Here is a 25,355-nt window from a genome sequence, read left to right as displayed (position 1 = left end):
GGCGTGGGATGACTACTCCCTGTACTCGAATATTACGTTCCGCTTCCCTGGACGTGGTGTGTCGCTGACGGCGTGTTCCCGCGCGGGTGTCGCAGGGCGCTCGTCAGTGGTGCTCGTACAGGCGCAGTTCGTCGGCGAGGACGTCCAGGAAACGGTCGACCTGGGCGGGGTCGTAGCCCGGCCTGGCCCGAGTGGTGGCGAACTGGGCCCGTTCCACCTCGCCCGACGTGAGAGTGGCTCGGTCCTGACGACCCTGGAGCAGCACACCCAGCGTGTACTCGGCGCGGTCCAGGAAATCGTCGACCTCCTGCTCGTTGTATCCCGTGGTCAGCCTGGTGGTGGCGAAACGCTGGTTGCGAATGTCGTCCGGGGTCATCCGGGGGCCGGTCGGCACCGGCCGACCGGTCGGGGGCTGGGGGGTCGGTGGCCCTCCGGCACGGGGGTCACCCGCTCCGGGCCTGCCGACAGCGGGACCGCCCACCCCGGGACGTCCGGGCGCCGCGGTGGGGGATCGTCTCGGATCACCCTGGGTCGGATGCGGTGGCAGCGGCGGGGGCGCCGGCTGGCCCAACCCACGCCCGGCGAGGTCGGCGATCACGGTGTCGAGGAAGTCGTCCACCTCGTCCTCGCGGTACCCGGGACTCATCCGGGTGGTGCGGAAGCGAGAGTTGCGGATCTCCTCGGCGGTGATCAGAGGCCCCTTGCGCGGCCCGCCCTCCAAGGCGACCAGGGTCGCCTCGATCCGATCGAGGAGCGCGTCGACGTCCTCCTCGTTGTAGCCCGGGCGCAGGCGCACCGTGTGGAACTTCTTGTTGCGGATGTCCGCCGGTGTCAGAGGCATGGTCCCCATTGTGCAGTTCATGCGGGTCGAAGGGGCCGAGTCAGGGGCCCGCGGGTGGTCGGTTGCCGTCCTGTCGGCCATCCGGTCGACCTTCGAGTCGGTCGGCGAGCAGGTCAAGGTAGTCCAGCACTTGGCCGCGGTCCAGCCCCCGCAACACCACGTCGAACTCGGGAGCGCGCAAGAGTTCTCGCAGTCGCTCGGCGGAGATCGTGACCGACTCGGGTGAGACGAGGGCGCGTAGACCCAGTTCGATGAGGTCGGCGACCTGGGTGCGGTCGAACCCGCGCAGGACGAGGTCGAACTCGGGTTCGGGGAGGGCCGTGGCCGGGGGATTCATGGACCGCATTATGCCGAGATGGAGTGGCCCGCGCCATGCCGTCCGGTGTTTCTGGCCGAGTGTGGACGTAAGTCCCGTTCCGTGCAGAAGGTCGGGTAACGACGTGGCCGAGCGGCCGGCGGGGTGACGCGAGACACCGGAAAGGCGGTGAACCACCGGCGCCCGCGGCGGGCCCTTCTATGGAAGACGCTCGTGTCGGCGAACGGTTCACACGATTCTCGAAGAATCACGGAATTCGTCGAACTCCGTCACGAATGGTGATTGTCGATCGTCATCGTGTCCTTTCTGAAACCCGGTTCCGTGATCGCCTGTCCGTCGCTTGTGTATTGTTCTTGTCAAGCAGGCGAGCATGAAGAAAACGGCTTTTCCGGCCCTGGCTTTCGCGGGTCGTAGTCGATCCCGTGCTTCGTTGCGCCAGGTCAAGGGCTTCTGTGTGCCCTGTCCGATCCCCCATATCCGACCCTGGTCGAAGCCTCTGCGAGGTTTCCCGCGCGTTGTTTTTCCGCGGTGGAAATCCCGACCAGGCCAGGCCCGATCCCCCTCGGGCCAGGACGATCCGAAAAGGATTGATCTTGAAGAACGCTCGTTTCAGTGCTCGACGTGTGCTTCAGGGCGGCGCGGCCTTCGCCGCTCTCGGCGCTCTCGGTATCGCTACCGCGATGCCGGCCTACGCGGACACCTACGGCTGGGGATACGCCTCCGCCGTCGGCGGTGACGGTGTCTCGGAAACGTACGTCACCCAGGACCAGACGGTCTCCAACTCCTTCTCCAGCGGTATCGGCGGCTGGCTGACCGTCGACGGCACCACCACCGCCACGGTCGACGCCGAGGGCGCCAGTGCCACCACGGTCGTCGACTCGGCCCGCATCCTCATCACCCTCGACGACCTTGAGGACATCCTCGACCCCGAGGCGGACGACGAGGAGGAAGAGGAAGAGGAGACCGACGAGGACGACTCCGAGGACGACGGCGAGGCCGACGAGACGGACGAGGACGGCGAGACCGACGGCTCCGAGGACGCCGAGCCCGTCGAGGGTGGCCAGGACGGCGACGACGGCTCTTCGCAGGACTCCGAGGACCTGCCCTCGGAGGGTGCCGAACCCGGTGGCGACACCGAGGTTCCCGCCCCGGGCGCCGACCCCGAGCCGTCGCCGAGCCCCGAGCCCTCGCCGACCCCCGAGGCCGACGCCGGTAGCGCCGCCGACACGGTGGACACGACCGCCGACGACGCGGCCGACGAGGTCATCGAGCTGAACGAGGAGAACTCCGAGCTCGTCGATGGTGGCGACACCGTCTTCATCGAGGCCACCGTCACCGGTGCCACAGTGAGCACCTCCCAGAGCTGGGACGGCGACGTCTCCCACCACGCGTTCGAGGGGAACCTGTCCGTGCCGGACGAGGTCGCCACCCTCGCCAACGGTGAGGAGGTCGTGATCGACCTCGTCCCGGTCGTCGACCAGGGCGTCGCCCAGACCGAGGACGCCGGTTTCCTCTGGAACGACGCCTACACCAACCTCTACCTGGCCTTCTCCGTCGACGGTGAGATCGTGAACGGCTACCCGCTCGCCGAGAGCGCCGCGGGTATCACCACCGGTGCGACCGACGGTGGTGGTGACACCGGTGGCGGCGATGGCGGCGATGGTGGTGACAAGGACGATGAGGGCGACGACAAGACCCCGCCGAGGGAGCGCGACAAGGACACGCTGCCGGCTTCGGACGTCAAGGACGCCGAGCCGCTGGCCACGACCGGTTCCCCGCTCCTCGGCCTGATCGCCGCGGGTGCCGCGGTCGCCGCCGGTGGTGGCGCCGCCGCCTTCCTCGCCCGCCGCAAGAAGAACAACGCCGAGGTGGACGAGACCGCGACCGCCGAGAGCTGATCGGTCGCCGCTCGACCATCACGTCGACCGGATCGAGCGGACCGGTTCGCCGGGCGCGTCCCTCGTGGACGCGAGGAGGCTCCGGGGCACACGGTGCCACCGGGGCCTCCTCGGCGTTTCGGCGCCCGAAAGAAGAAGGACCGTCGGCCGCCAGGTCGTCCGTCCTGCCCCCTGGATCTTGCTTCCAGAGGCAAGATCATCCGGGATGAGATCCCATGAGTCACACCGGCAACGTTTCCGGTGGGTCCGCTAGCCGCGCATGAGGTAGGTGGCCAGACCCGTGGCTATGGCGTCGGCGGCGTTCTCCTGCCAGGCGGGGTCGCTCAGGAGTTCCGCGTCCTCGGGGTTGCGCATGTTCCCGGTCTCCAGGAACACCTTCGGCACGGTGGACAGGTTCAGCCCGCCCAGGTCGGTGCGTTCGTCCAGCCCCTCATCGGCGAGGTAGTCCGCGTAGGGGATGTCGCTGCCCTCCAGGTACTCGCGTCGCAGGTCCTCGGCGAGCAGGGCGGAGGGCTCCACGATGTCCTCGGTCAACCCGGGCACCTCCCCGGGGGTGATGACGTGGAATCCACGACCGGACTCCGGGCCGCCGTCCGCGTGGATGGACACCACGGCGTCGGCCTCCTCCTCGTTGCCGATCTCGGCTCGCCTGTCGATGCAGGGGCCGACGCTCTCGTTGTCCTCGCGGGTGAGGATCACCTCGACCCCGTCGGCCTCCAACCGCTCCTGGACCAGAAGCGACAGTTCCCAGTTGAACTCGTGTTCGGCGTAACCGTCCGAGGTCTCCGCCCCCACCGTGTCGCAGGCCTTCTCGCCGTTGCCGACATCGACCTGGCTGTTGATCTCGCTCGGAGCCCGGGCGTTGCCACCATTGTGTCCGGGGTCGATCACCACCACCCGATCACCCAGCGGGCCATCGTTGTCGGCCGCGCTGTCCCGGCCCTCTGCGGACCCGTCGTCGGCGCCACCGTCGCCGTCCTCCCCGTTCGCGTCCTCGGGGCCCGGCAGAGGCGGGGCGGCCGTGGGATCGCCGTCCGGCGCACCGTCGGCGGGTGCTGAACAGGCCGCGGTCAACAGCACCGCGAATGAGAGCAGGGCCAGGGCACGTACACGGCCCGGGCGCTCTGTTGGTGCGGAGTCGAGCATGCCCACAACCTAGCGGGTCGACGAGACCTGGCCGTACCCCCTCAAAGGTGGACGAACGTTCCATGTCGAAGGTCCGAAACCGGACAAAGTTCAGGATATCGCTATACGAAAAGGTGGCGGAGTTCTGTGGCCTCTTCCCTTTTCTCGGGCGTTCCCTTCCTTGCCGAAACGCCAATGACGCGCTCGACTCGGGAAGGTTTACCGGCCGAATAAAACTTCACCCATTCATTCAGTGATGATCACTCAGCGCAATGAAATGGTCATCGTGATATGTTCGTGATCTTCTTATTCGTGATTTGATCTTTGTCGGTGAGTAGTCTCCCGAAAGAGAACCGGGAAGTAACACGAAGGTTCACCGGCCACCTGTCCCTCCTTGGCTCCAGGTCGAACCCTTCCGGTTCTCGCAGGTAGAGAGCTTCTGAACGCCCTCGCCCTCCCCCGACCGATCCTGGCTCGCGACTCCGTGTTCCGAGACCTTCCCACCCGCTTTTCGGTGGTGAAACGCGTGGCCAGGCCGACCCGAAACCGGGTCGGACGAATCCGAATGAGGATTGTCTTGCGTAGAACCCACAGCATCACCGCGCGTCGTGTCCTGCAGGGAAGTGCCGCCTTCATCGGTTTCGGCGCCCTGAGTCTGGCCGCCGCCATGCCCGCCCAGGCCGACACCGTTCTGTACGGTTCCGGCACCGCCTCGGTCTATGGCGAGGAGACCTACCTGGAAGGCACTCAGCAGGGTCAGGAGGGTTCGGCCGCGGACAACCACTCCTTCCAGGCCGAGAGCTTCCTGACCATCGACGCCGACACCGAGGTCCGGGTGGACGCAGCGGGCACGCACACCAGCGTCGCGGTCAACAGCGCCCACGCCCGGCTGACGCTGGAGGACGTCCTGGACATCATGAGCGAGGCGGACACCGAACTGCTGGCCTCCGAAGGCGACGTGACCACCTTCTCTGAGGACGACGCCGTCGAGACCTTCGAGGACCAGGACCTCCTCATCGACGTCGAGTTCAACGACGCCACCATCTCCGTCACCAAGAACTGGGACGGCACCCACACCACCGACTTCTCCCCGGGCACCGTCCAGGAGAACGTCAATGAGCTGGGCATCGACATCACCGTCCTCAACGAGGAGGGCGAGGGCGAGTTCGACGACCGGTACGCGGAGGACGTCGTCTGGGACGGTGCCTTCAACATCCTCTACGCCGAGTTCGACGCCGGTGTCCTGGGCGGGATCGACTTCTACCTGGCGGAGGCCGTCGCGGCCACCACCGACGGAGATCTCGGTGGCGACGACGACGATGACGACGACAACGGCGGTGGCGACGACGGTGGCGAGGACGGCGGGGGTGACGACGGCGACGGTGACGAAGGTGATGGTGACGAGGGCGGCAGCGGCGACGAAGGAGACGGCGGCGAGGACGACGGGAAGGACGACGGCAAGGAGCACCCCGGGGACGGTGACAAGGGCGACGGTGAGCAGGGCAAGGACGAGGACCTGGCCCGCACCGGCGCGCCCATCGCGGCCCTGATCGGCGCCGGTGTCGCGCTCGCCACCGGTGGTGGCGCCGCCGCCTACCTGGCCCGTCGCCGGAAGAGGAACGGTGACACGGCCGAGGAGACCGATGAGGGCTGAGTGAGATCCGTCGCCCCGGACGGTTCCACCGACTGATGGTGGGATGGTCCTGAGGACCCTGGGAACCCCGTGGTTCCCAGGGTCCTTCCTTGCGCTCGAAGGCCCGCCGAACCCGGCCCGTGATCGCTCCGCGTCCACCGACGGTCACCCCATGGTCATGGCATCGTCGTCGGCGGAACGGTTTCCGTTTCGTGATCCAGGGGCTAGGCTCGCGGTGTGGACCGCCATGCGCACAGGTGTTCCATCCGACCCGCTTCCACCCGATCGCCCACCCAGACCGGTTCGAGACCCTCCTCGGATCTTCACGAAACACCGCGCCCGGCCACCAGGTCGGAACGTGTCCCCGGTTCCGGTGCATCGTCGCCGGGGCGGCGCCGACCCTCGGGTCGGGCATCCCCCAGATACAACAGGAGTGTTGTGGTGACTCCCGCCGTACCGTCCGCCCGCCGACTGATCGCCGGCGGAACGCTGTTCGTGGCGCTGGGCGCGTTCGGTGTGGCCTCCGCGGCCCCGGCCTCCGCGAGTCCGCTGGTCTGGGCCAGTTCACAGGCCTGGGTGGCCGATGGCGATCTGGTCACCGGGTACTCCACCGCGATCAGTTTCGGCGGGGAACGCCAGGACGAGTCCACGGCGGATCCCCTCCTCGGCCCGTTGGCCGGGTACGCGCGGGTCCAGGGCGAGAGCCGGACCATGGTGGCGGACGGGACCGGCGCGAGCTCACAGGCGAGTGTGGATCGGGCCCGGGTCCGACTCGGGGTGGAGGATCTGGTCGACCTCGGCATGATCGACCTGCCCGACGGTGTGGAGGAGCCTTCCCCGAGTCCCTCGGACGGTTCCGAGGGTGGGTCCCCGGCCCCACAGGACGACCCGGCGGAGAACGAGAACGACGGCTCGCGGACTCCACCCGATCGGGATCGGCAGCAGGCCGACGAACCCACCCCGGACACACCCTTCGAGGAGCCTTCTCCCTCGCCCGGCGAGTCCCCGACCCCCGAGGACGTGGTGATCCTCGGCGAGGATGGGTCCGAGAACGTCTCCACCGACGGCAACTCGATCGAGTTCACCCTTGAGGACGTGCGGTCCACCGCGGCCGCGGGCTACGACGGCCGGACCGAGGCCACCCTGGAGTACGGGGAGTTGACCGCCTTCGGTGCGCCGATCCCCGATTTCGAGGGCGAGTACACCGCCGAGGACACTCTGGAGGTCCTCGACGCCGATGGCGAGACCGCCGAGGAAGTTCCCGTCAGTGTCCGCTTCATCGAGCATGAGAGCGGCTTCGAGGACGACCAGGAGGGGTGGCGGGGCGAAGGTGTCCGCTCCGCCCTGACCGTGTGGGTCCAGGTGGGAGACCCCACCGCCGAGAACGGGTTCGCGGTCGACTTCGCGGACGCGTGGGCGATCGGTTCCACTCACACGACCGAGCTGGAGAGCGATGATGAGGGCGGCGAACGCGCGGAGCGCGGCGAGCGCGGGGAGAAGCCTGAGGAGGAGGCGGCTCCGAGCCGTCGCCTCCTCGCGACGACCGGAAGTTCGATCGCCGCGTTGATCACCGCCGCGGTGGTCGCGGTGGGTGGTGGCGCGGCCGCGACCTTCCTGGCCCGCAAGCGCACCACGGCGATGGACGATCGTATCGAGGACTGATCCGACCGGTGTTCCGGTCGAACTCGGGGGACCCGTTCCGGACAGGGTGGGCGAGGATGAGGGTCCAGGTCGTCCCTGGTCGGATTCGTCCTGTGCGGCCCGCCGGTGGGCCTTCGAGCGCATGAGAATGAGCGGGTCACCCCGTCTAGGTGACCCGCTCAGGTACTTCTTGTCCTCAGTGGCCGGAGCCCGTCCGGCCGCTCCCCCCGGAATCGGCACAGACCGGGGAGATCACTCCGTACGCTGGCTCGGGATACCGGCCAACAGAGCGCGGACCTCGGTTTCGCGGTAGCGGCGGTGGCCGCCCAGGGTGCGGATCGAGGTCAGCTTGCCCGCCTTGGCCCAGCGTGTCACGGTCTTGGGGTCCACGCGGAACATGGTGGCAACCTCGGCGGGGGTCAACAGGGGTTCCGCCTCGGGCGTGCGAGTTGACATGTGTACGGCCTCTCCTCCTGGATCTGTGTGCCGATCCTTGAGCCTTTTTCCTGGCACTTGGCCCGGATGTCCAGTATGTCGTCTAAGTCCATACTGGCATCACCCGAGGTGATTGCGCGACCACTCCAAGCAACTTTGCACGTGGGAGGCCTTCGAAAGCCGCCCGTGATCGCGTCACGCTAAGTGATTCTAGCGACACGTTTAGTGGCATGTGGCGTATTCGGTCAAAACTTCGTTCTCAGGCCTCGTTTTTCTCGATCCGGAGTGCCCGAAGTGCTAGGGCAGACCTGACCGAAACCCGGATGCCGAGCTCGGGGGAGAGGGCGGAGCCCTTGATCGGTCGCCTTCTGGAAGGAGATGGGCGGTTTCGCGCCTCAAGTGCTCGTCCGCTTCGGCCAATGGGTCGGGTTACGCGGATTCGCGGTGTGGCAAGGGTTTCTCGATTACTCAGAGTGCACTCGGTAACCGACTCACTACAGTCTACGTCGATCCCTATCGGGCGTTATGCCCAGTTTCACTACCCTTGATGTCGTGGGCGAATGGAACCGGGTTCCACAACGCCGTCACGTGCGGAAAGAGGTTCGGTGCGGGGCGAGAAACCTGGTGTACCAGGTTGTGCTTCGGCGTGGCGTTCCACCGTTTCCGGCCTGGGATGACGACAACACCGTCATGGCCGTCCACGAAAACCTGATGGGTCCATGACCCTCAGTTGGCGTGCTCCAGGGCGCGCACAGACTTCCAACGTCGGGTGATGCGTTGGCGCAGTTCCACTACGCGGCCCCCGTCGCCCTTGGACAAGGCCTCGATCGCGTCGGAGATCTCCGCCACCGAGTGATCCTCGCTCAGGTGGTCGTCGCTGAGCAGATGCGGCAGCCCCCCGTAGTCCAGTTCCAGTAGGGAGTCGGGATGGGCGACCGCCTCCAACCAGTCCACGAGCCGTTCGGTCGACCCCGAGACCGCGTGTTCGCCGATGTTCTCCCGCAGGATCGTCACCGTGTGCTCCAACCGCCGCCGGGCCTGCGAGGTGTGCGTCAGATACAGCAACGTCCTGGTGGTGTCGGCCGACAGCACCAGGCAACGCTCCTGGTGTTCGAAGGGCACGAACCACGGCACCGGTATCGTCCACGTGCTCGACAGGATGAACGGCCTGGTCTGCGCTCCAGACTCGCGCCACTGCCGGTAGCCGGTCTCCACCCGTGACGCCTCCCGCCTGGGCACGAAGGCCTCGACGAGGGGCTTGGGCATGTCCGTGGCGAACTCGTCGAAGGAGCGCCAGCAACGCAGGCGGGTCTGCCAGGGGCACACGTACAACCGCTCGTCCACCCGACGCAGGTAGGCGTCCCCGCTCTCCTGGGCGGGAGCGACGATCGGAGGAGTGCCGATGGTCCGCCCCAGGTTCTCCGCCTGTTCGGCGGCCAGGGCGTTGATCCGCTTGGGCCTGTCCTCGGACGAGGCGTATTCCTCCCAGTACCTTCGGTCACGCGGGGGGAAGGACGCGATCGGTTGGTAGACACGTAGGTACGCGGTGTAGGGCAGCACGATCGCATCGTGGCACAGATCGTTGCCTCTGACACTCACCGTGAGAAACGCCTGACAGGACGGGCTTTCGTGCATACACCACACCCCTCACCCCCGGGTGGCGTAGGCACGGCGCGGTCCGACCAGGTACGGTTGTGTGTGTACGTAAGCTGGCGCCGGCCGTCAGTCGCGTTTGACGGCCATCAGCCTGGTACTGCGGGTTAGTAAGTGATCTGGGGTTCGTCGGAACCCAATCGTTGAGGGGGTCGAGCCAATGGGGCGCGGCCGAGCCAAGGCCAAGCAGCAGAAGGTCGCCCGGAAGCTCAAGTACAGCACCGGCGGGACCGACCTTGATCGGCTGCGGTCGGAGCTGGGTGTCGCTGAGGATGAGGGGTCTCCCTCCGGACCGTCGGGTCCGGACGATCCCTACGTTGAGCCTCACGATGACCTGGTCGACCGTTACGCGGATCTTGCCGATAAGTACTCGGACTCCGACAAGTAGTCACACGTCGCCGAGACTTTCAGGTCGCTCGGAATCAATCGCTGACCTGTAGCGGCCACGGCTTCCCATCGGAAGCCGTCGCGGACAGGTGGATATAGCCGGTGCGAACCACGCAGGTGGTTCGCACCGGCTATATTCGCGTCCGTTTTCCTCACGCTCGCCGGTACTCGCCCGTCAGGGTCGCGAGGCCGGCACCGTTCTTCGCGGCGTTCTTCACGGTGCCCAGACGCCAGGCCGGGACATCCCGTTCGGCGAGCACCTGGAGCGCGCGCTCGGCGTCCGCCTCCGCCACGACCGCCACCATGCCCACACCCATGTTGAAGGTGGCCTCCATGTCCTGGCGGGAGACACCGCCCTTGTCGGCCAGGTAATCGAAGACCGGGAGCGGCGCCCAGGTGGCACGGTCCAGTTCGGCTTCCACACCCTCGGGCAGGGACCGGGACAGGTTGGCCGCCAGACCACCGCCGGTGATGTGCGAGTAGGCGTGCACCTCCACCGCCTCGGTCAACGCCACGCAGTCCTTGGCGTAGACCCGGGTCGGGGTGAGCAGGACCTCGCCCAGCACACCGCCCAGCTCCGGGACCTCGGCGCGCAGGTCCAACCCGGCGGAGTCCACGATGTGACGCACCAGCGAATAGCCGTTGGAGTGCGGACCGGACGAGCCCATCGCGATCACGACGTCGCCTTCGCGGACCCGGTCCGGGCCCAGGATGGCGTCGCCCTCGACCACACCGGTGCCGGCGCCGGCCAGGTCGTACTCGTCGGCCCCCATCGCCCCCGGGTGTTCGGCGGTCTCCCCACCGACCAGCGCGCAGCCCGCCTGGTGACAACCCTCGGCGATCCCGCCGACGATCTCCGCGATGCGCTCCGGCACCACCGCGCCGGTGGCGATGTAGTCGGTCATGAAGAGCGGCTCGGCCCCGCTGACCACCAGGTCGTCGACGACCATCGCGACCAGGTCGATGCCGATGGTGTCGTGCTTGTCCATCTGCTGGGCGAGCATCAGCTTGGTGCCCACGCCGTCGGTGGACGTGGCCAGGACCGGGTCCTTGTACTTGGCCGTGTCCAGGCGGAACAGGCCCGCGAAACCGCTGGCGTCGGTGACCTGCTCGGGTCGGCGCGTACGCGCGACGTGACGCTTCATCAGGTCGACGGCGCGCTCACCGGCGGCGATGTCGACGCCCGCGGCCGCGTACGCGCCCGTCGTCCCTGTGCTGTCGGCTGCCACGCGAGTTCTCCTCGTGTATTCGGATGATCTGCTCGGTTCGTTCCGCCGCCCCTGTCGAGGGCACGCCGAAGGATCCGGCCGGACAGATGAGCGTGCGGTGGGCGCGAGGGCCCGCCGCACGTGACTACTTCTGGTTCGATGCCAGCGTGGAACCCTCGGGGGTGCCGCAGGCCTTCTCCAGCAGGTACTTGCCCTGGGAGTCGGCGTCGACCTGGAGTGGGTACACCCCGTCGAAGCACGCGCGGCACAGTTGGTCCTTGGGCTGCTCGGACGCGGCGATGAGCTCGTCCAGGTCCACATAGGCCAACGAGTCCGCGTTGACGGACTCGGCGATCTCCTCCACCGACAGGTTCGCGGCGATGAGCTCGGCGCGGGTGGCGAAGTCGATGCCGTAGTAGCACGGCCACAGGACGGGTGGACTGGAGATGCGCACGTGCACCTCGGCGGCCCCCGCGTCGCGCAGCATCCGCACCAGGGCACGCTGGGTGTTGCCGCGCACGATCGAGTCGTCCACGACCACCAGACGACGGCCCTCGATGACCTCGCGCAGCGGGTTGAGCTTGAGCCGGATGCCCAACTGGCGCAGGGTCTGGCTGGGCTGGATGAAGGTGCGCCCCACGTAGGAGTTCTTCACCAGCCCCTGGGCGAAGGGGATACCGCTGGCCTCGGCGTAACCGACGGCCGCCGGGGTTCCGGATTCGGGGACCGGGATCACCAGGTCGGCGTCGACCGGGTGCTCCCTGGCGAGCCGGCGACCGACCTCCACCCGGGTGGAGTTGACGTTGCGTCCGGTGATGCTGGTGTCGGGACGGGCCAGGTAGACGTACTCGAAGAGGCAGCCCTTGCGTTGGACCGGGGCGAACCGGCGGGAACGGACCCCTTCGCCGTTGATGATCAGGAGTTCGCCGGGGTCGATCTCCCGGACGAACTCGGCACCGACGATGTCCAGCGCGGCGGTCTCACTGGCCACGACCCAGCCGCCCGCACCGGAGGTCTCGCCCAGACGACCCAGTACGAACGGACGGATGCCCTGGGGATCGCGCGCGGCGTACAGGTTGTTCTCGTCCATGAACACCAGGGAGTAGGCGCCCTTGACCTGGGGGAGCAGATCCATGGCCGCGTCGTCCGGCGACTGGCCGTCCTTGGCCCGGGCCGCCAACAGGTTGGTGAGGATCTCGGTGTCCGTGGTGGCGCCACGACGCTGGTCGGGCAGCATCGCCGCCAGCTCCGCCGTGTTGATCAGATTGCCGTTGTGACCGAGGGCCAGACCTCCCTCGCGTGCCGTGTAGAACGTCGGCTGCGCGTTCTCCCACACCGGCGACCCGGTGGTGGAGTACCGGCAATGACCGATCGCGAGGTGGCCTCTGAGTGAGTCGAGCGTCGCCTCGTTGAAGACCTGGGAGACCAGTCCCATGTCCTTGTAGACGACGATCCGCTTTCCATCGCTGGTGGCGATGCCCGCGGATTCCTGGCCGCGGTGTTGGAGCGCGTAGAGACCGAAGTAGGTGAGTTTGCTGACTTCTTCGCCGGGTGCCCAGACCCCGAAAACGCCGCAGGCGTCCTGCGGGCCGCGTTCGAGCGGATCGAGGTCCATGGAGAGCCGGCCGTCGGAGTACGACACACGCACAGCTTAACGGCTGGTCGACCGTGGCCGATCAACCGGGGTCGAACGTCCCTATTCGTCCGTCCATAGGGGCAGGTGTCCGGACAGGTCGGAACGTACTCCGCCGGCGCGCACGTCGTGACCGTCGACCGCACCCTCCCAATCGACCCGGCCCAGGGCCAACCGCAGCCAGGTGAGCGGGTCGGTCTCGACCACGCCGGGCGGGGTGCCACGGGTGTGCCTGGGGCCCTGGATCACCTGCACGGCCCCGTAGGGCGGCACCCGCACCTCCAGGCTGTGTCCCGGGATTCGGTCGGCCAACACCGCCAGGCTGCACCGTACGGCGGCCTTGAGCAGCGCCCTCGGCGGATCCTCCAGCCGTAGGGCCAACCGCGCGGACGTGGCCACGGCCTCCTCGTCCGAACCGGGGAAGGCGGGTTCGCCCAGGACGGCGAGTTGTTCGTCCAAGGTGGCGCGCAGGCGCCGCACGGAACTCGGGGTGAGCGCGGAAGGCATGCCCGAAGCCTACGGGGGTAAGGACCGATATTCGGATCGCTCGCTCATCGCCCCGGTGAACCAGGGGGGCACTTGTCATGTCGAGGGGTTGCCTCCAAGGTGGACATCGAAGGCGAAGGGGGAGGGATGTGGTCCCATCTCCACATTTCCAGGTGATTCCTGTCTCAACGCACGGCTGGCCGGCGGGAGCCTGGACGCGGTAGCGTCCCGATGCGTCCCGGTGTCGTTGAGATTGGGAGGATTGCGAAGGAACCCATGTCCCATGGCGTTCCTCGCACCGACACAGGCAGATGAACGAGGGGTGACCCGAGCCGGACCCGCCTCCCCCATATAGGGTCCAGCCCGGACGAGTCCCACGCTGTCGCGCTGAAGTAGCTGATCAACGCACTTAACATCCACCAAGGAAGACCACCGCACCATCGGGAGAACGACGTGCGCCTGCGCTTGCGCCCGCGTGATGACAGTTACTACGAGATGTTCACCGACTCGGCGAACAACCTGGTCATCGGGGCCCGCCTGCTGGTGGAACTGATGAGCGACGGGGCCGACCGGGAAGCCATCACCGAGAAGATGCGTGCCTGTGAGCACGCCGGCGATGACGCCACCCACGCCATCATGCGACGGCTCAACAAGAGTTCGGCACCTCCGCTCCACCGCGAGGACATCTACCGACTCGCCTCCAACCTCGATGACGTCATGGACTCGATGGAGGCCGCCGTCGACCTCATCGGGCTCTACGGCCTCGAACGCCTCCCCAAGGGCATCATCGACCAGATCGAGGTGCTCGAACGAGCCGCCGAACTCACCGCCGAGGCGATGCCGCGGCTGCGGACGATGAAGGACCTGACCCGTTACTGGATCGAGATCAACCAGCTGGAGAACCAGGCCGATCGGATCTACCGCAAGCTCCTCGCCAAGCTCTTCAGCGGTGAGTACGACGCCCTCACCGTGCTCAAGCTCAAGGACGTGATCGAGGAGTTGGAGACCGCCGCCGACGCCTTCGAGCACGTCGCCAACACAGTGGAGACCATCGTCGTCAAGAACGGCTGATCGTATTCTTCGGCTCCTCCGGAGCGTGTTCGGGCGCCCCGAGAAGCAGGGCATGACGGCGCCCGAACGGGAACCCCCGGCGCTCAGGTGGGAGGTTCCGTGTAGGCCTCAAGGGTGATGGCCAGCGCCAACCGGGCGCGGGGGCTGTCCAGGGCCAACGAGGCGACCCCCGCCATCCTGCGCATCCGGTGCCGGACCGTGTTCGGGTGCACCCCGAGTTCCCCGGCGGCCTCGTTCGGGTCGCCCAAGGCGCCCAACCAGGCGCGCAACGTCTCCGTGTACCGGGTGCCGTGCTCGGCGTCGTGCGCGACGAGATCGGCGACCGGACCGTCGGCGGGCCGGCGCCCGGACAACGACGCCATGCGCAGCCGGTGCACCAACACCTCGTCCCAGGACTCGTCGTAGGCCGGTACCGGGCGATCCACGTCGGCGGGCCGGGAGGCGTGCAGCGCGAGGCTCTCGTCGGCCTCACGACGGCTGGACGGCAACCTCGCCAGATCCGCCGGGCCACCGATGCCGGCGTTCACCGTCACGTGTGAGGGCAAACCTCTCGTGGTCGAGTTCAGCCACTCACGGGCGGTCGCCGGATCGGTTCCGCACGGCAACACGGTGTACACGGTGCTGCCGAACACCGTGCTCCGGCCGGGACGGGACCAGCCGAACCCGGTGGTGGCCCGCTCGAACGTCATCAGGGTGGCGGAGTGGCGCTCTTCGGGGGTGTGCGCCTGTAACGCCACCACCCGATGCGCCGTCGCGGCCAAACCCAGCCTTCCCGCCGCCTCCGTGGGATCCATGGCGCCTTCCAGCAGACGGCTCACCAGATCGGACTCCACCTGCCGTTCCAGATCCGCGCTCACCCTGGTGCGCAGCATGTGCAGGGCCACGGTTCGGGCCCCCTCGGCCAGCAGCGCCGAGCGTTCCTCCCCCAGTGGTCGATCGCACACGACCCACAGGGAGCCGAGGAACTCGCGACCCACACGAACGGCCACCGTGGTCCGTCCACCCAGGCCCAGAGCCGGTTCCGGGGGCAGGTGGAGCGGCTCGGAGGAGGACACCAGGTGCGCGGTCACCCCCGTGCGTTCCATGTGGCGTTGGAGCTCGTCCGGCACCCGCCGCCCCAGGATGGTGTCCAACCGGGCCCGGTCCGCATCCGTCTGCCGCTGCGAGTAGGCCAGGAGGCGATAACGCGGGTCCTCGATGGTCACCGGCCCGTCCACCCGCTCCGAGATGGTGTCCGCGAGCGCGGGCAGGTCCGCCGGTCCGCGCCCCGCCTCGGTCTCGCCGCCCTCCAACACCAGCCCGTAGACCACGCCGGCCACCTGTCCCCAGGACACCGACGAGTCCACGACCAACAGGGCCACGCCCCGCTCGCGGGCGTTCGCGGCGGCCTCGGCCCTTCCGTGGTCCTCGACGGACTCAGAGGGGCGCACCAGCACCGCCACGGCACCGGCGCGCTCGGCCAGCTCCACCGCGAGCGAGGGGTCGTCCACGCCCACCGCCAGGAGGATGTCCCCCTCCTCTCGGCCGGGTGAACCGGGGTCATGGAGGGCCACCCCGCGTAGAACAGTGCCCGGGGCGGGGCGCGACCCGACCAACCTGGTTCCATAGGTGCCGAGGATGGTGACCAACCGGTCCAAAAGGACCACAGCGCCCCCTCCGTTGTTCCGAACTGACTTCAGCGTAGGTCGAGATTGTGCGTGTCGGACAAAGGGCGGCTCAAGGTTCCAGGGCACACTTTGGTAACAGAGGGCGAACCGCGCCCTCTTGTCGTCGTGCACAGGGAGAGGCCATGGCCGGGAAGGGCGCGGATGTTCCGCGTACCGTCATCGTCGTCGGCGCTGGGATCGTGGGCCTGTCGACCGCTTGGTTTCTCCAGCGGTACGGGGTCGGGGTCACGGTGGTCGAGCGAGATACGGTCTCTTCCGGTGCCTCGTGGGGGAACGCCGGCTGGATCGCGCCCGGGCTGACCATTCCGCTGAACGACCCGTCGGTCTTCGGCCACGGGGTGCGCGCGGTCCTGGACCCGAAGTCCCCGCTGTCCATCCCGCCGACCACCGACACCGGACTGCTCGGCTTCCTGGCCTCCTTCGCGTTCAACAGCCGCCGCTCCACCTGGGAGCGGGCGCTGACCGGCAACGCCCCGCTCAGCTCCGTGAGCCTGGACGCCTTCACCGAACTCGTCGAGGCGGGCGTGGGCATGCAGGACGGGCCCAAGGTCGAGGACGCGCCGGTCACCGCGCTGTTCAGTAGCGAGAGGCAAGCCGTCCACCTCCTCATGGAGCTGGACCAGATGCGGGCCTCGGGGCTCCCCTTGTCCTACACGGCGCTGGACCAGGAGGCCGTCCGGGCACAGAGCCCGTTCGTCTCGAACAGTGTCCGCGCCGGCGTCCGGATCAACGACCAACGGCACGTTCACCCGGGTCTGTTCACCCACGCGCTCGCCGACGCCGTGCGCTCCCGCGGGGGCAGCATCGTCGAGGGGTTCCGGGTCACCGGGGTGGAGACGAGCCGGGACGGTTTCCGTCTCCGCTCCGCCCATGGCGAGACCGAGACGGCGGACGCCGTGGTGGTCGCCACCGGCGCCTGGCTCGGCCGTCAGGGCCGCCCCTGGGGCGTCACCGTCCCACTGCGGGCCGGTCGCGGATACAGCTTCACCGTGCCGACCGACACACCGGTGCCCGGGCCGCTCTACCTGCCGGAGGCCAGAGTCGCCTGTACGCCACTGGCGGAGGGACTCAGGGTCGCCGGAACCATGGAGTTCCGCGACATCGAGGCCCCGATGTCGGAGGGACGCATCTCGGCGATCGCCTCATCGGCGGAACCATACCTGGCCGGGGTCGACCTGGCCGGTCGCACCGACGAATGGGTGGGGTCGCGCCCGGTCACCGCGGACGGTCTCCCGATCATCGGTGAGACGCGTATCCCCGGCCTGTACGTGGCCGGCGGACACGGCATGTGGGGATTCACCCAGGGCCCGGCCACCGGCCGCATGTTGGCCCGAGCGGTCGCCACGGGCAATCCGCCCGAGGCACTACGCCCCTTCGATCCACTCCGGTGAACGACCATCACGTCCACCGGGCGCCCCGCCGAATCGTCGGCCGGGCGCCCTTCCTCTTCCAAAGGGAGAAACACGATGTCCAACGACAGTCGCGTCTGGATCACTCCGGACGCCCACCGTCGGCTCACCGTGGAGCTGGCGGTCCTCCAAGGCACGGCGGAACCCGCCGAGGCCGAGAGCTTGGGGATCCACCTCGTGGAGGGCCCCGACGCCCGTGAGTCGCGCATCCACAAGATCGAGGAGCTCATCCGGGACGCCGTCATCGGTCAGGCCCCGCCGGACGACGGTGTCGCCGAGCCCGGCATGGTCCTGACCATCCGTTACGCGGACGACCCCGACACGGAGACCTTCCTGCTCGGCGCCCGCGAGGGTGTGTCCGGGGAGGCGATGAGCGTCTACTCGCCGAGCTCACCCCTGGGCCAGGCCCTGATGGGCGCCGCCCGCGGGGAGCAGCGCTCCTACAAGGTCCCCAGCGGCAAGACCGTGAGCGTCACCCTCGTCGAGGCCGTTCCCTACAGCGCCTGACCCGATAGGGCCGCCCGCCGAGGGCGGCCCGACGGAGACCGCCTCCATTCCTTCACCCGGGTCGGTCCGTGCGCTTCCTCAATCCACCCGGCCCTCGAAGATCAGGGGAGGGTAGAGACTCCGGCCCTGTTCGTCGATGAACTCCAGGGTCCACTGGAGTGTCGGGTCGTCCTCGTCGGCCCAGCAGTCCTCGTCCCAGCTCCCGGTCTCGTCCGTGGACAGGACCATGGGCGGTTCGAGGGCCGCGCCGAGAAGAGGTGCGGAGGACTCCGTCAGCGGGCTTCCCACCGAACAGCTCGTGAGGACCGAGCCGGTGTGCCGGTCCTCCCCGGTTCCGTTGGTGATCTCCACGCTCCAGGCGTAGTAGTCATCGCCCTCTTCCTCGGATTCCTCCTCCGTGGGCTCTTCGTCCACGGGTTCCTCGCTGATCGGCTCGTCGGTCTCCTCAGCCGTCTCCTCAACCGTCTCCTCGTCCACCGGATCGTCGGTGGGTTCCTCCCCGAGGAGTTCTTCCTCGGACTCTTCGTTCTCCACGGTCGGTTCGTCGGCGGGTGCCTCGGTGGGTTCCTCTTCGGGGGCCTCCTCCAAGGCGTCGTCCTCGGTCGTTTCCTCAACAGGATCCTCGTCGAGAGGTTCATCCTCTGAGGGGACGTCGTCGGCGGAGGTATCGGAGCGATCCGGCGCCGGTTCGGTCAGACGCTCCACCGAACTCATGGTCACCGTGAAACCGTCCTCGAAGCGGTGGCTCGCTCCGAGGGCCAACATGACGGGCCCATCGGTCGACTCGCCCTCGCTTTCGTCCTCCTGTGGGGGGTCGATCTCCTCCTCGGCGGAGGGTTCCCCAGGCTGACCACCTCGGCCTCCGTCGCCTCCGGAACCGCCCGAGCCGCCGTCTCCACCTGAACCTCCGGAGCCCCCGCCGGCCCCGCTGCCGTCTCCGTCTCCGTCTCCGGAGTCTTCCTCACCGGGGGACTCCGTGGTCCGTTGCTCGTCACCGGAGGTCGTGGCGGGTTCCGAGCCGCAGGCACCTACGGAGACGGTGAGCAGGACCGCTGCCGCAGGGGCCGTCATGGCGATTCGCATGGGATCCCCTCCCTTCAGTGAAGGGGACACTAGGCTTTAAAGCACCATAAACGGGTCAAATGGCCAGGTCTGGACGAAAATCGTCGGCCGAGCAACCGAATCGGCTCGGCTGGATCACAGGCCCCGGATCGGACGATTCGGTTCGGTGGGGTGGGACAACAACGCGACCAGGTACTCATAGAAGGCCTCGGGGTCGATGTCCTCGACGACCCGGGCGTTGGGCTCCAGCCCGTGCACGCCCCAGGACATCGCCGAGTAGCCGCGGGTCAGCTCCCCGGCGGTCTCCACGTCGACGTGGTAGGGCGAGACCTTCCGGACCAGTTCGGGATGCAGCAGGAGCGCCGCGGTCAGGGAGTCGGGGTGCGTGGTGCCCTCGATGCCCACCGTGCGGTCGAACTCCAGGGTGGCCGCGCACACCCGGGTGAAGAAGGACGCGAGTGGGGTGCCCAGGGCGGCGATCCGATCCAACCGCTCCTGGTCGAACACCGCCCGACGCAGGGTCAGCGGGTCCCAGGGCACCACGGTGACGTCGAATCCCGCGGAGAACACGGACTTGGCCGCCTCGGGATCCACGTAGAAGTTGAACTCGGCGGCGGCCGTGATGTTACCCCGACCGTTGTTGGAACCACCCATGACGTACAACGACTTCACGTTGTCGACGAAGGAGGGGTCCTTCACCAACGCCATGGCGATGTTGGTGAGCGGACCGATCGCCACGATCGACAGCTCACCGGGGTTCTCCGCCGCCATCCGGACCAAGGTGTCCACGGCGTGCTCGGACTCGGTGACCAGGCCGGAGACGTCCATGTCCAGCCCACCGGACCCGTCACCGTGCACGTTCTCCGCGCTCACCCACTCGCGCACCAACGGCCCACGACACCCCAGGTACACGGGCACCTCGCCGAGTCGCCCGGCCACGTCCAAGGTCAAGAACGCGTTGCGCACCTGCCGTTCGAACCCGACGTTCCCGGCGACCATGGTGATCGCCCGCAGATCCGCCTCGGGGTCGAGCAGCCCGACCAACAACGCCACACAGTCGTCCTGCGCGGTGTCGGTGTCGATGATCAACGGAGTGGCCATGGGGGTCCTTCCACGGGTCGGGCCGGTCCCGCTAGCCGAAGCGGCCGGTGATGTAGTTCTCGGTGTCCTTCTTCTCGGGACGGGTGAAGATCTGGTTGGTCTCGCCCATCTCGATCAGCTTGCCGGGCTTGCCGGGCGCCGTGAGGTTGAAGAAGGCGGTCCGGTCGGACACACGCGCGGCCTGCTGCATGTTGTGGGTGACGATCACGATCGTGTAGTCCTCCTTCATGTTGTGAATGAGGTCCTCGATCGCCAGCGTCGAGATCGGGTCCAGGGCCGAGCACGGCTCGTCCATCAGGAGCACGGACGGCTTGACGGCCGTGGCGCGCGCGATGCACAGGCGCTGCTGCTGACCGCCGGAGAGACCGGCGCCGGGCTTGTCCAGCCGGTCCTTGACCTCGTTCCAGAGGTTGGCGCCGCGCAGCGACTCCTCCACCAGGTCGTCCGCCTCGGACTTGCTCATCCGCTTGTTGTTCAGGCGGGCCCCGGCGATCACGTTGTCGTAGATCGACATCGTGGGGAAGGGGTTGGCCTTCTGGAACACCATGCCGATCTCGCTGCGGACCAGCACCGGGTCCACGTCGGGCCCGTAGATGTCCATGTCGTCCAGGAGCACCTTGCCCTCGGCGCGGGCGCCGGGGGTGACCTCGTGCATCCGGTTGAGTGTACGCAGGAAGGTCGACTTGCCACAGCCGGAGGAGCCGATGAAGGCCGTCACCGATCGCGGCTCGATGGTCATGGACACGTCCTCGACCGCGAGGAAGTCGCCGTAGTAGACGTGTAGTCCGGAGACGTCGATTCGTTTCGCCACAGGATGTTCCTCGTGTTAGCGGGTCTTGGGTGAGAAGAGGCGGCCGATCACGCGGGCCAGGATGAACAGCAGCATGACGATCAGAACGAGCGTCAGCGCCGCGGCCCAGGCCCTCTCGTAGTTGACGGCCCCACCCATGCGGAACTGCGAGTAGATGAACACGGGCAGGTTCATCATCTGTCCGTCGAACAGGTCCCAGTTGATGGAGACCGCCGACGAGCCCGCGGTGAGGACCAAGGGCGCGGTCTCACCGATAACGCGCGCGATGGCCAGCATGATTCCGGTGGTCAGTCCGGCGGCGGAGGTGGGGAGCACGATCTTGGTGATCGTGCGCCACTTGGGCACGCCCAGGGCGTAGGAGGCCTCACGCAGGTCCCGGGAGACCAGCCGCAGCATCTCCTCACTGGATCGGACCACGACCGGGATCATCAGCACGGTCAGCGATAGCGCGCCCGCCGCGCCGTTGGTGTGGCCCGGGCCGAAGAGCATCATCCACAGCGCCACCACGAACAGACCGGCGACGATCGAGGGGATGCCGGTCATGACGTCCACGAAGAACGTGATGACCTTCTTGATCCGGCCCTGGGCGTACTCGACCAGGTAGACGGCGGTGAGCACACCGATCGGCACGGACAGCAGGGTGGCCATGCCGGTGATGGCCAGGGTGCCGACGATGGCGTGATAGACACCGCCCGCGTCCATGCTCGGCAGGACGCCGTTCATCGACACGGTCAGGAAGTACGGACTGAAACGGTCCAGGCCGTATCCGACGACGGTGTACAGCAGTGACACCAGCGGCGCCATGGCCAGCAGGAAGCAGCCGTAGACGATGGACGTGACCATGCGGTCCTTGGCCTTGCGACCGCCCTCCACACGGTTGGAGGCGGTCACGATGATGACCGAGTAGGCCACCGCGGTGAGCAACGCCCAGGTGATCAGACCGAAGGACGAGAACGCGGCCAGGACACCGGCGACCACCACGCCACAGCCGACCAGCAGACCGAGCGGGAAGTGGCGGGGCAGGGTGCCCGCGCGAAGGTCGGACTTGGCGCCGGACTCGGGTCCGGGGGCGTGAGGCTGCGTGGTCGTCGTGCTCATGCGGACTCCTTGTTGCCCCGTGCCACGACGTAGCGGGCGCCCATGTTGACTGCGAGAGTGATGGCGAACAGCACCAGACCGGCGGCGATCAGCGCGGAGACCCCGTAACCGGTGGCCTCGGGGTACTGGAGCGCGATGTGCGCGGCGATGGTCTGGTTGCCGCTCTGCAGCAGGTTGAAGGAGATCGCCAGGGCCGGGGAGAGGATCATGGCGACGGCCATGGTCTCGCCCAGCGCCCGGCCCAGGCCGAGCATGGCGCCACCGACGATGCCGGACTTGCCGAAGGGCAGCACGGCCAGGCGGATCATCTCCCACCGGGTGGCGCCCATGGCGAGCGCGGCCTCACGGTGGCCCTGTGGGACCTGGTGGAACACGTCGCGGGACATCGCCGTGATGATCGGCAGGATCATGACCGCGAGGACGACGCTCGCGGTGAGCAGGGTGCGGCCGGAGGTGGAGGAGGGTCCGGCGAACAGCGGGATCCAACCCAGGTAGTGGGTCATGCCCTCGTACACGGGGACCAGCTGTGGGGCGAGCACCATCATGCCCCAGAGTCCGTAGACCACGCTGGGGATCGCGGCGAGCAGATCGACGAGGTAGCCGAGCGTGGCGGCGAGCTTCCGCGGCGCGTAGTAGACGATGAACAACGCGATGCCGATGGCGACCGGGGTGGCCAGCAACAGCGCGATGGAGGCGGCCAGAACGGTACCGAAGGCCAGAGCGGCCACACCGAAGGAGGGATCCTCCCTGGTGTTGGCGTCCCACGACTGGTCGGTCAGGAAGTTCGAGGTGTTGGCCAACAACGACGGCCAGGCCTGGATCACCAGGAAGGCCGCCACACCGGCGAGGATCGCCAGGATCAGCAGACCCGACCCTCGCGCGAGTCCGGCGAAGACGGCATCGCCGATCCGGCGCTTGCCCCGGGGCGGTGGTGCCGCCTTGGGCGCGTCCGTGGTCGTCATGGATTCTCCGGTTCGGGAATGGTGAGTTGGGCCGGTCTCTCGGGTTCCTCGGTCACACCGATACGGGCATGGCCGAGTCGGGGACTCGACACAGGCGCATGCCGCACCGAATGTGAAGGTAAGCCCCAGAGGTGACCAGTTGTCCCAGGGAAGGTGAACGGAACATGAACGCCGCATCGCACACCTGTGGCGGTAAGGGGTTCGACCGGTTAATGTGACGCGTCACACTTGACGGAATCCGTTCCCCGGCGGGGCGTTCGGGCCGTGATCAGCCCTGCTGCGCGGGCGCGTACATGACGTCGGTGTCCCACATGGAGAAACCGAGGCTCTCGTACAGGCGCACGGCGGCCTCGTTGTCGCCGTCCACGTACAGGTGGACCCAGGGCAGCCCGGCGTCACGCAGGTGCCGTAGCCCGGCCAGGGTCAGGGCGCGGCCCAGGCCGGTGCCCTGCCACGCCGGATCCACGCCCACGACGTACACCTCGCCGACGCTCTCGTCGTCGCTGAGCCCCGCCCCGTCGGCGTGGGTCTTGGTCCAGTGGTAGGCGGCGATGTCACCGCTGGTGGTGGCCGCCACGAAGAAGCCCCGCGGGTCGAACCAGTCCTCGATCTCACGCTGCAGCAGGTCGTCCAGGGTCAGGGAGCCCTGCTCGGGGTGGTCGGCGAAGGCCCGAGCGTTCGCGTCCAACCAGGCCTGCTCGTCCTGTCCGACCACGAAGGGGCGGATCCGCACCTTCTCGGCGACCTCGGGACGCAGTCCGGGTTCGGGGAGTTCGGGCGCCGTCCACGGGCCGCCCGACACCTCCGGGCCCAGGTCGCGCAGCGGCATCCGCATCTTGTGGAGTTCACGCGCCGGCTCCCAACCGGCCGCCTCCGCCACCGAGACCGCTCCCTTGGTGCGTCCATGGGCCCAGACCCGTACCCCGCGCGGCCCGGCGTCCTCGCGGACCGAGCGCAGCAGGGCCGTCCCGAGCCCCTGACCTCGGTGCTCGGGGTGGACGACGACCTCACCGGAGTCGGGTTCGTCCTCGACACGTTCGATGAAGGCGAAGCCGATGATCGGTCCGGTCGGGTCGGCGCCGCGGAGTACGTGGAAACGGCTGCTGCCGGCGGGTGCCCCGTGTCTGACCCTGAGCACGGTGTGCTCGGACAGGGGAGCGACGCCGTCCACGGCACGGGCCGCTTCGGCCAGGGCCAGTACGGGTTCGGTCAGCTCGGAGGCGAGATCGTCGGTGACTAGCGGGGTGTTCATGAGCGGCAATCCTAGATCCTGTTCGCCGCGTGGGCGCGCGACACCCGTGGTGTGGGCCGGTTCGATCGGTACGCCGGGCCCTCAGCCCTTACGGCGCCTGCCCTGGTAGCCACCGCCGACCGCGAGTCGGACCCGGCGGGTGGGCGCCAGTGGGGCGGCGAGCAGCAGGGCCAGCAGGAAGGCGGCGAGCAGGATCGCCGGGGTGACCGACGGTCCCATGTCGCTGTGGTCCGCGGCGATCTCGGTCTCGGTGTCCTCGTCGTCGGAGGAGGGTGTCACCAACGGGAGTTCGGCCAGGTCCTCGGCCGAACCCGGTGGGAGCTCGGGCAGGTCGGCCTCACCACGCGGCAGGTCTGGGATGTCCGCCCCACTCGTGGGCACGTCGCCCCGAGGCGGCGTGCGGTCGGGGGTGGTCGACGGAGTCGTCCGCGGATTCGACGGGGTGTTCGAGGCCCGGTCCGAGGGGGTGGAGGATGCGGACTCCTCATCGTTCCCTTCCGTGGGGGAGCTGGTCGGGGTCCGGGTCGGGCTGCTCGTGGGCGTGGGTGACGGGGTCTCGGTCGGAGTCTCGGAGGGGGTCTCCGAGGGTTCCTCGGTGGGAGTCTCGGAGGGTTCCTCGGTCGGCGTGGGGCTCGGCTCCGGTTCGGTGACCTCGATCGACCAGGTGGCGGCGGAGGATTCGGTGGGTGCGTCCTGGGCGCACACGCCTTCCTCGTCGGTGAGCGCGTAGGTCAGGGTCGCGGTGACATCGGTGGTCTCACGCGGGGCTCCGGAGACGACACCGATGCCGTCGAGGCCGGTACCGCCGGACACGTCGCGCCCGACGAAACCGTCCACCCTGAAGACGGACCTCGCGGACTCGTCGATGTCCAACCCGAGCAGGCACACCGTGAGATCACCGTTGTTGGTCACCGCGAGTGCGTTGGCCTCGGGGACCTCACCCAGTTCGACCGAGTCCGACGGCTTGTCGAAGGTCAGCAGCACGTCACCGGGCGCGGCCACGGCGGGGGCCGCGGTGAGGACCAGGGTGGAGCCGACGAAGACGGCACCGAGCATCGCGGGTGTTCTTCGGACGAACGAGGGGCACGAGGGGGTCGTCGCGGCGGGGACGGGCATCGGGGCGATCTCACTCCTTGCGATGGCGCGCCAGTGTGGCTCG

23 protein-coding genes are annotated in these 25,355 nt (G+C 68.1%); 7 read left to right on the top strand and 16 right to left on the bottom strand.

Annotated features, from left to right (window positions below; all coding sequences use genetic code 11):
* Positions 1–103 precede the first annotated feature (103 nt).
* A complete protein-coding gene (locus tag ABZ717_RS01390) occupies positions 104–850 on the bottom strand; it encodes a DivIVA domain-containing protein (protein WP_358503737.1) in 747 nt (248 codons plus the stop codon).
* 31 nt (positions 851–881) lie between these two features.
* Complete coding sequence (locus ABZ717_RS01385) at positions 882–1,178, bottom strand: hypothetical protein (RefSeq protein WP_358503734.1); 297 nt, start codon at positions 1,176–1,178, stop codon at positions 882–884.
* 572 nt (positions 1,179–1,750) lie between these two features.
* Here ABZ717_RS01385 and ABZ717_RS01380 point away from each other — a divergent pair.
* Positions 1,751–3,055 (top strand): hypothetical protein, encoded by a 1,305-nt coding sequence (locus ABZ717_RS01380; protein WP_358503731.1) that lies wholly within the window; start codon positions 1,751–1,753, stop codon positions 3,053–3,055.
* 249 nt (positions 3,056–3,304) lie between these two features.
* Here ABZ717_RS01380 and ABZ717_RS01375 read toward each other — a convergent pair whose 3' ends face one another.
* Positions 3,305–4,201, bottom strand: coding sequence for an N-acetylmuramoyl-L-alanine amidase (locus tag ABZ717_RS01375; RefSeq protein ID WP_358503728.1), 897 nt, complete (start codon positions 4,199–4,201; stop codon positions 3,305–3,307).
* 556 nt (positions 4,202–4,757) lie between these two features.
* Here ABZ717_RS01375 and ABZ717_RS01370 point away from each other — a divergent pair.
* Positions 4,758–5,834: a DNA primase gene (locus ABZ717_RS01370; RefSeq protein ID WP_358503725.1), complete on the top strand. Its 1,077-nt coding sequence runs from the start codon at positions 4,758–4,760 to the stop codon at positions 5,832–5,834.
* Positions 5,835–6,254: 420 nt separating this feature from the next.
* Positions 6,255–7,475, top strand: a complete 1,221-nt coding sequence (locus ABZ717_RS01365) for a hypothetical protein (protein WP_358503722.1) — start codon at positions 6,255–6,257, stop codon at positions 7,473–7,475.
* Positions 7,476–7,706: 231 nt separating this feature from the next.
* Here the strand turns inward: ABZ717_RS01365 and bldC are convergent, their stop codons facing one another.
* Together bldC and ABZ717_RS01355 are read right to left on the bottom strand one after the other, a co-directional pair.
* Positions 7,707–7,910 (bottom strand): developmental transcriptional regulator BldC, encoded by a 204-nt coding sequence (gene bldC, locus ABZ717_RS01360; protein ID WP_013155387.1) that lies wholly within the window; start codon positions 7,908–7,910, stop codon positions 7,707–7,709.
* Between the two features lie 705 nt (positions 7,911–8,615).
* Positions 8,616–9,449, bottom strand: coding sequence for a hypothetical protein (locus tag ABZ717_RS01355; protein ID WP_358503720.1), 834 nt, complete (start codon positions 9,447–9,449; stop codon positions 8,616–8,618).
* A 253-nt stretch (positions 9,450–9,702) separates the two neighbouring features.
* On the opposite strand from ABZ717_RS01355, the gene ABZ717_RS01350 reads away from it, so the two are divergent.
* Positions 9,703–9,930: a DUF3073 domain-containing protein gene (locus tag ABZ717_RS01350; protein ID WP_358503717.1), complete on the top strand. Its 228-nt coding sequence runs from the start codon at positions 9,703–9,705 to the stop codon at positions 9,928–9,930.
* 151 nt (positions 9,931–10,081) lie between these two features.
* Here the strand turns inward: ABZ717_RS01350 and purM are convergent, their stop codons facing one another.
* From purM to ABZ717_RS01335, 3 genes are all read right to left on the bottom strand, one after another.
* On the bottom strand, positions 10,082–11,158 hold the full coding sequence (gene purM, locus ABZ717_RS01345; RefSeq protein ID WP_358503714.1) for a phosphoribosylformylglycinamidine cyclo-ligase: 1,077 nt from the start codon (positions 11,156–11,158) through the stop codon (positions 10,082–10,084).
* A 124-nt stretch (positions 11,159–11,282) separates the two neighbouring features.
* Positions 11,283–12,779, bottom strand: coding sequence for an amidophosphoribosyltransferase (purF, locus tag ABZ717_RS01340; RefSeq protein WP_358503711.1), 1,497 nt, complete (start codon positions 12,777–12,779; stop codon positions 11,283–11,285).
* A gap of 54 nt (positions 12,780–12,833) precedes the next feature.
* Positions 12,834–13,277, bottom strand: a complete 444-nt coding sequence (locus ABZ717_RS01335; protein ID WP_358503708.1) for a sterol carrier family protein — start codon at positions 13,275–13,277, stop codon at positions 12,834–12,836.
* Between the two features lie 432 nt (positions 13,278–13,709).
* Here ABZ717_RS01335 and ABZ717_RS01330 point away from each other — a divergent pair, with 432 nt between their 5' ends.
* Positions 13,710–14,327, top strand: coding sequence for a DUF47 family protein (locus ABZ717_RS01330; protein WP_067600200.1), 618 nt, complete (start codon positions 13,710–13,712; stop codon positions 14,325–14,327).
* Between the two features lie 83 nt (positions 14,328–14,410).
* Here ABZ717_RS01330 and ABZ717_RS01325 read toward each other — a convergent pair whose 3' ends face one another.
* The gene (locus tag ABZ717_RS01325; protein ID WP_358503704.1) at positions 14,411–15,973 is read right to left on the bottom strand and encodes a helix-turn-helix domain-containing protein; all 1,563 of its coding nucleotides are present in this window, start codon (positions 15,971–15,973) and stop codon (positions 14,411–14,413) included.
* 143 nt (positions 15,974–16,116) lie between these two features.
* On the opposite strand from ABZ717_RS01325, the gene ABZ717_RS01320 reads away from it, so the two are divergent.
* Positions 16,117–17,385 carry an FAD-dependent oxidoreductase gene (locus tag ABZ717_RS01320; protein ID WP_358503701.1) on the top strand — a complete coding sequence of 423 codons (1,269 nt, stop codon included), beginning with the start codon at positions 16,117–16,119 and terminating at the stop codon, positions 17,383–17,385.
* A gap of 75 nt (positions 17,386–17,460) precedes the next feature.
* On the top strand, positions 17,461–17,910 hold the full coding sequence (locus ABZ717_RS01315) for a GreA/GreB family elongation factor (RefSeq protein WP_358503698.1): 450 nt from the start codon (positions 17,461–17,463) through the stop codon (positions 17,908–17,910).
* Positions 17,911–17,988: 78 nt separating this feature from the next.
* Here the strand turns inward: ABZ717_RS01315 and ABZ717_RS01310 are convergent, their stop codons facing one another.
* From ABZ717_RS01310 to ABZ717_RS01280, 7 genes are all read right to left on the bottom strand, one after another.
* The gene (locus ABZ717_RS01310; RefSeq protein ID WP_358503695.1) at positions 17,989–18,993 is read right to left on the bottom strand and encodes a hypothetical protein; all 1,005 of its coding nucleotides are present in this window, start codon (positions 18,991–18,993) and stop codon (positions 17,989–17,991) included.
* A 114-nt stretch (positions 18,994–19,107) separates the two neighbouring features.
* Positions 19,108–20,073, bottom strand: a complete 966-nt coding sequence (locus ABZ717_RS01305; RefSeq protein WP_358503693.1) for a nucleoside hydrolase — start codon at positions 20,071–20,073, stop codon at positions 19,108–19,110.
* Positions 20,074–20,104: 31 nt separating this feature from the next.
* Entirely contained in the window at positions 20,105–20,884 is a 780-nt protein-coding gene (gene pstB / locus ABZ717_RS01300; protein ID WP_358503690.1) for a phosphate ABC transporter ATP-binding protein PstB, read from the bottom strand.
* A 15-nt stretch (positions 20,885–20,899) separates the two neighbouring features.
* Complete coding sequence (gene pstA, locus ABZ717_RS01295; protein ID WP_358503687.1) at positions 20,900–21,982, bottom strand: phosphate ABC transporter permease PstA; 1,083 nt, start codon at positions 21,980–21,982, stop codon at positions 20,900–20,902.
* Positions 21,979–22,944 (bottom strand): phosphate ABC transporter permease subunit PstC, encoded by a 966-nt coding sequence (gene pstC / locus ABZ717_RS01290; RefSeq protein WP_358503684.1) that lies wholly within the window; start codon positions 22,942–22,944, stop codon positions 21,979–21,981. The genes pstA and pstC overlap by 4 nt, the downstream gene beginning before the upstream one ends.
* A gap of 268 nt (positions 22,945–23,212) precedes the next feature.
* The gene (mshD, locus tag ABZ717_RS01285) at positions 23,213–24,196 is read right to left on the bottom strand and encodes a mycothiol synthase (protein WP_358503681.1); all 984 of its coding nucleotides are present in this window, start codon (positions 24,194–24,196) and stop codon (positions 23,213–23,215) included.
* Positions 24,197–24,277: 81 nt separating this feature from the next.
* Positions 24,278–25,312 (bottom strand): hypothetical protein, encoded by a 1,035-nt coding sequence (locus ABZ717_RS01280; RefSeq protein WP_358503678.1) that lies wholly within the window; start codon positions 25,310–25,312, stop codon positions 24,278–24,280.
* Positions 25,313–25,355: the final 43 nt, after the last annotated feature.

This window comes from Nocardiopsis sp. NPDC006832, from assembly GCF_040635885.1.
Lineage (GTDB): Bacteria > Actinomycetota > Actinomycetes > Streptosporangiales > Streptosporangiaceae > Nocardiopsis.
The sequence above is the reverse complement of the archived record's forward strand: the minus strand, read 5'-3'. Positions and strand labels throughout refer to the sequence as shown.